Here is a 5634-nt window from a genome sequence, read left to right as displayed (position 1 = left end):
GCCGACCGCGACCGCCACCTCCCGCATGGTCAGGCCGACACCGCCCTGCCCGCCGGACTCCACCGCCTCCACCAGCCGCCGGTAGTCCGGCGCCAACGCCTCCACCGGATCCAGACCCTCCCGCCACACCGGCACCACCGCCCCCTTCGGTGGCACCCGCACCCCCGCCCGCGCCGGCCCCGAGCCATCCTCGGCCGGGGCAAGCGCCTCGGCCAGCTCCTCCACCGCCACCACCCGACGCTCCAACAACGCCCTCGCCGACCTCAGCTCACCCTCGATGCGCCCCAACTCGGCCTCCAGATCCTCCACCCGCGCCCGAGCGGCCTCCCGACGGTCCTCCAGCAACCCCAGCGGCGACGGCGGCATCACACACTCCGTTCCGGCCTCGACAACCCGACGCCGAAACCCTGCCGCCCAACCCCACGCACCATGCCTGAACAGCGAAAAGTCATACGCCGCAAGCGGATTGCGGATGCCTTCTGATATCAATGCCTGTTGAGCTGGTCGCCGTCGTCGCTATCGCAGCGCTTGTCACCGCGTGGCTTCTCTGGAGATTCTCGCGAGGCGCCACCACCGCCTCGGGCGGGCACACCGCACCAAACGCCGCGGCAGAGGTCGAAGTTCGGACCGAGTTCCCGCCCGAAGGGCTTCTGGTCCCCGCGGACGTTCTCCGATCCGTCGGCTCGACGTCCGGCGCGATCTGGGACGCGCTCGAAGCCGCAGCGGCGCCAGTTGCTGTCGAGTACTACCCGGTCAGCGAGGCGGAGGTCGCGAGGTTCCGGACTGGGCCCGTGAACGCAACGGCTCAGCAGGCAATGGTCGGGATCGTGGAGGCCCTCAACCCGAAGAGCCCGACGTTGTTCCGGGTGGTGCTGCCAAAGGGTGCAGAGCTCGTCAAGGCTGCCGGAACTTCCGGGTTCAGAGGGTTTTCTCGCAGCGGCGGCAAGACAGCACATGCTGTTCTGAAGCCTGTCGCTGCTGGTGGAGCACTCGTGGCAGGTTGGCCGGTGCTGGCCGTCGCCGGAACCGTCCTAGCGGTAGACATGGTGGCTCAACGTGAACAGAGGGCGCATCAACGCCGAGTTGAAGCCATCCTGAGCCGCCAAGAGGAACGGGCCTACGTCGAACGGATCACGGATCAACGGTCGGCCGATGCTCAGTTGTCCCGCGCGATCAGCCTGATGCTTGACGGCGGCAAGCCGAATCTTGAACTTGCCCTGAAGAGTGCGGACGACGAGTTCTATCGCTCTCAGCAGTTTCTGGAGAAGCACCGCGGCGTCATCGACGAGCTGGTGGACAACGACGGCAAGGTCGACTACCGGCGCCTGGAGGAGACCCTTGGCGGCAAGGAGAAGGAGGTCGACCACTTCATCCGGGAGCTTCACTTGGCGCGAGCCGCGATAGCGATGCGACGCAAGGCACTGGTTACCTACGCGGCGTCGCTAGCGCTCGCGGATCGCACCAATCCTTACGCCGCACTGCGGAGGTTCGTGGGGTCGCAGGTTCATCAGTTGGAGGACGCCGATGCGGTGGCGACCGAACTGACCGAACGCCTCACCCAGGTCGAACTCAAGGGCCGTTGGCGCGACTCCGACAAGTCAGTGGCGACGCGACAAGAGCGGTTCCGTGCCCAAGTCTCCCCGCCCAAAATCGATGGCGACACCGAGATTCGCTATCTCATGACGTCTTCCGGCGAGCTCCACCAAGTCCTTCCACCAGCCGAAGACGAGCCCTTGCAGCTCGCGCAGGACGAGTAGAGAGATAACCGTCTTCCGGCCGATGCTCGCGCCACTCGACCAGCCGACATCAGAGATCCCCCCGAACGACGCCGCCCTGCCTGGTCACCAACCATCGATCGCACCGGAATGCTCGCCACCCCGGAGGCCCAGTGGGGAATAGCGCACGCATGGAACATGTCTCTCCGCTGCTATGTTGCACGGCGAAACCCGACTTGCAACTGGAGCGGTGGACCTATCGGGACACTTCCTTCGCGCAGAGGACCGCCAACGTTTCGGCGCCGCTAGGGACGGGAGGGATTGTCGAACTTCATCAGTGCCCCGGCCCATGTCCTCCAGGACCACCGGGTTGATGGGGAGAGCTTCCCGTAAAGGGCCTCGCGCACGGCTTCGTCGCAGCCGCTGAGGAGGAACCACGTCAGCGTGAGATTGCTCCATGACATGGCCTTCCTGGCCTGCTCGGTGGAAAGCTGTGCAACAATCTTGCTGCTCCTCGGGCTGGGGACTTTCAGCAGCAACGCTCGCAGTCGATCAGCCGGCAGCTCCTCAAGGATCCGGGCGGCTCGCTTGGCGGAAATTCCTCCAAGGTATTCCACAGCCTTCTCGTCCGTAAATTTGTGCAGCGCTTTTTTGAATTCGTAGTCCCGCTGCTCCGAAACTTTTCCGCGAATGGCAGCGGCGCGCTGCGGTTGCAGCTGTGTGAGGAAATCCTGGGCCGACTGTTTCGGGTGACTTTCCACTATCATTGCTGCCCGACGTGCCGATACGCGCCCCAGGAGCTCATTCCTCTTGGGTTTCGCCATGGCGGTCAGCAATTCCGCCGCCCTGGAGGGGGCGAGATGGTGAAGGAGGGGAGCGGCGTGGTTCACGGGCATGTCGGAGAGAATTCCTCGTGCCCCGGTGACCGACATCTCTCCGAGCCAGACCGACGCCGGCATCAGTCCGGCGGAAATCATCACCCGAATGGCTGTGTCTCTCTGCGCAGTCTCCAGAATGCGCCCAGGGCTGGGGAGGTGCGAGACAATGCGAGCTGCATCCGCCGGGCGAATCTTGGGCAGTGCAGCGGCAAGCTTCTCCGGCCTCACGTCCGTGGCGAGTGAGGGCAGGCTACTCAAGGGGAGCACCGCCACCTGCGCTGCGACGGCCTCGTCGCTCATCAGGGCGAATACCTTGGACCCCTGACGCATACTCGGAAGGCGCTTCGAGGCCGCGACGGGGCTCATGGCCGAGAGTGCCGCTGCGGCGTCATGCGGGTCCATGTTCTCCAGCGCGTCCACGGACTGAGAGAGCGGCATCATCTCCAGATGCTGGGCCGGGTTCGGCGAGTTGTGAATGTGCATCTGGCCCTGGGCGACCTGATAGACACGACCGTTTCCGGATGCGCTCGCCGTCATGCGCGCATCCCCGTCGAAGCGGTTGTCCGGGCTCATGACTCGGAGATGTTCAAGGTGCCCTGGCCGATCTGAAAGTTCTTGCCGCGGCCGGAGACTGTGCTGCTCATGGTGACGGAACCGGTCCACGTCTGGCTGGCGGCGGGAGGCGCCGGGACCAGTTCCTCCTGCAGCAGGCGGCGGAGTTCGGCCCCGAGGCCGGGATCGGCTGCCAGAAGGCGTCGAAGCCTGCGTTGCCAGTCTGCGACGAGCTCTCCTTCCACGGTGTCGTCCCCGGCAGCCCGGGCAGCCAGCAACTCCTCGCGGGTTTCGACGAGATCGGCCTCAATCACCTCGACCGCTTCCGGGCGGGCTCGCCGCCACAGCGACCCGACGGACGACTTTGCCCGAGTCCACGCATCCGTGGCCAGCAGGGTCACCAGGGTCGTCCCTGCCGTGTTGGCCAGGGTGAGCAGTTCCGCGTCCATCGGTTCCCTTCAGGAAAAGAGCAGCGACATGGGGAAGTTAGAGTACCGCTGACGGGCCGACAGATGTCCTTCTCTGAACCGCAGAGCTTCCGAGCGCAGACGCACCGAGCGTGCCCTGGGCGACCGACCCCAGGTTTGGGGAATAGCGCACGCTCGCAACACTGCCTCTTCCCCAGTCCGCCATGACCGGGCTGCGGCATCGCTCTACCAGCGGGATCACCGGGTTGACCTGGTGCGTTACCGTATCTTCGGGCCGGACCTGCTGACGCTGCAGCTGGTCGAGACCGTTCCGGGCTTCTCCACCTCCGGTTCCTCGTCGGCGCTGAGCGGCCCGGCCTACGAGCCGGAGGTCGTCGCGGTGGCGCCGGAGGTCTCGCAGGTGGAGGTGCCGGAGAGCCTGCGGGAGCTGTACGGCGAGCTGGACGAGGCGCTGTCCGCGGCGGGCGAGCTGGAGGTGGTGGTGCTCAAGCACTACATCGCCTACAAGCGGCTGCTGAACGTCGCGTCGGTGATCTTCCGCCCGTCGGTGTCGCACCGGACGATCCTGATGTACCTGCGGCTGGACCCGGACACGGTGGAGCTGGAGGAGGGCTTCACCCGGGACGTGCGCGGCATCGGCCACCTGGGGACGGGTGATCTGGAGGTGCGGATCGCGTCGTCGGCGGACGTGGAGAAGGCGGTGCCGTTGATCCGGCGGGCGGTCGAAGAGTCCTGACGGAGCGAGGAAGGGCGGCTGGAGCTTCGTGCTCCGGCCGCCCTTTCGCGTCTGTGACCGGTAGGTCTGCTGGTTCTCATCTCATGCCTCCGGTCCGGCGAGGGCGAAGTCGTCCTGGGTCAGCTCTGCTCGCAGGCGCTGTTCGGCGATCTCGGCGTAGTGCGGTGAGAGTTCGACGCCGACGAAGCGCCGGCCTTCGCGCAGGGCGGCGACGCCGGTGGAGCCGCTGCCAGTGAACGGGTCGAGGACGACTCCGTCCTCGGGGCAGATCCGGACGAGCTGCTGCATGATCTCCAGCGGCTTCTGGGTGATGTGGACGCGGTCCTTGCGGGGCTGGGACGCGATGAAGTGGCCGGGCAGGTAGAGGTCGCGGCTGTTGTCGAGGGTGCCCTTGACGCCCCAGGTGATGAACTCCGCGGACTGCTTGAAGCCGCCCTTCCTCGGGCGGCTGGCGGGCTTGATCCACGGGATGGAGCCCTGCCAGGTCCAGCCGGCCATCTGGAGGGCGTCGCTCGTGGTGGGCTCCTGCCTCCAGTCGGAGAAGACCATCGCCACGGAGTGCTCGGTGCTTGCCCGGTACGCCTCGGTGAGCAGCTCGGTCAGCCAAGAGCGGTAGGAGCGCTGGTCTCGGTTCTCGCCGGGGAACGTCTTCAGGTCGTGGGCGGAGCCGTTGGTGACGTACTTGGCGCGGGCGTCGCGACTCGTGCGCTCGGAGCTGGTCCGGCCTCCGCTGTTGTACGGCGGGTCGGTGATGACCGCGTTGACGGACTCGTCGGGGAGGTTCTTCAGCACGGTGAGGGCGTCGCCTCGGTGGAGGGTGAAGTCGTTCACAGGGACCTTCCTCGGGCAGGGGTGGGCCGGCTCCAGGCGGCACGCGGTGGCTGCCGCCCGGAGCGGTGATGCAGGGGAAGGTAGCCGCGATCGGCGGCCGTGCCTAACGGACGGCCTCCGGGCATCTGGGCTGGTCAGGGAGTCATTTGGTGCGGCCGGACTTGGCGTCTACTGTCTCGCCATGCCAACCGGGCAGCGGGCCAAGTCGGCCCGGCCCGGCGCGTGTTGATCCGCGCTGTCTCGTCCAGGCGAGATTGCGCGACGGACCGCGCGAATCCCCTCTGCTCCGAAGGAGTGCCTCGTGTTCCGTCTGAGATTACGAGCGCGGCCGGCTGCCGCGCGTGACCCGAGACCGGCGTCCGGGAGCTACCAACTCCCCTGACCCGGGCCCGCCCTGAGCGAGGGCGGTTTCACCACCGGCGCGGGGGGGGGGGGGGCATGGCGGCCCGGGGGGGGGCGGCCCCCCCCCCCCAAAACCCCCCGGGCCCCCGGGG

At 67.0% G+C, this 5634-nt stretch carries 6 protein-coding genes; 2 read left to right on the top strand and 4 right to left on the bottom strand.

Annotated features, from left to right (window positions below; genetic code table 11):
- Window positions 1-366, bottom strand: a 366-nt coding sequence (locus tag ACGF0D_RS40155) for a hypothetical protein (protein WP_392925111.1), incomplete at its 3' end; no start/stop codon positions are given.
- Window positions 367-488: 122 nt separating this feature from the next.
- Here ACGF0D_RS40155 and ACGF0D_RS40150 point away from each other — a divergent pair.
- A complete protein-coding gene (locus ACGF0D_RS40150) occupies window positions 489-1757 on the top strand; it encodes a hypothetical protein (RefSeq protein WP_392925109.1) in 1269 nt (422 codons plus the stop codon).
- Window positions 1758-2020: 263 nt separating this feature from the next.
- Here ACGF0D_RS40150 and ACGF0D_RS40145 read toward each other — a convergent pair whose 3' ends face one another.
- Both ACGF0D_RS40145 and ACGF0D_RS40140 read right to left on the bottom strand, forming a co-directional pair.
- Window positions 2021-3166 carry a magnesium transporter MgtE N-terminal domain-containing protein gene (locus tag ACGF0D_RS40145; RefSeq protein WP_392925107.1) on the bottom strand — a complete coding sequence of 382 codons (1146 nt, stop codon included), beginning with the start codon at window positions 3164-3166 and terminating at the stop codon, window positions 2021-2023.
- On the bottom strand, window positions 3163-3594 hold the full coding sequence (locus ACGF0D_RS40140; protein ID WP_392925105.1) for a hypothetical protein: 432 nt from the start codon (window positions 3592-3594) through the stop codon (window positions 3163-3165). The genes ACGF0D_RS40145 and ACGF0D_RS40140 overlap by 4 nt, the downstream gene beginning before the upstream one ends.
- 232 nt (window positions 3595-3826) lie before the next feature.
- On the opposite strand from ACGF0D_RS40140, the gene ACGF0D_RS40135 reads away from it, so the two are divergent.
- The gene (locus tag ACGF0D_RS40135; protein ID WP_392925103.1) at window positions 3827-4309 is read left to right on the top strand and encodes a DUF5655 domain-containing protein; all 483 of its coding nucleotides are present in this window, start codon (window positions 3827-3829) and stop codon (window positions 4307-4309) included.
- An 81-nt stretch (window positions 4310-4390) separates the two neighbouring features.
- On the opposite strand, the gene ACGF0D_RS40130 is transcribed toward ACGF0D_RS40135, so the two are convergent.
- Window positions 4391-5140, bottom strand: coding sequence for a DNA-methyltransferase (locus ACGF0D_RS40130; RefSeq protein WP_392925101.1), 750 nt, complete (start codon window positions 5138-5140; stop codon window positions 4391-4393).
- Window positions 5141-5634: the final 494 nt, after the last annotated feature.

This window comes from Kitasatospora sp. NPDC048298 (assembly GCF_043201465.1).
GTDB lineage: Bacteria > Actinomycetota > Actinomycetes > Streptomycetales > Streptomycetaceae > Kitasatospora.
Note: the sequence above shows the minus strand (reverse complement) of the source record. Positions and strands in the feature narration are given on the sequence as shown.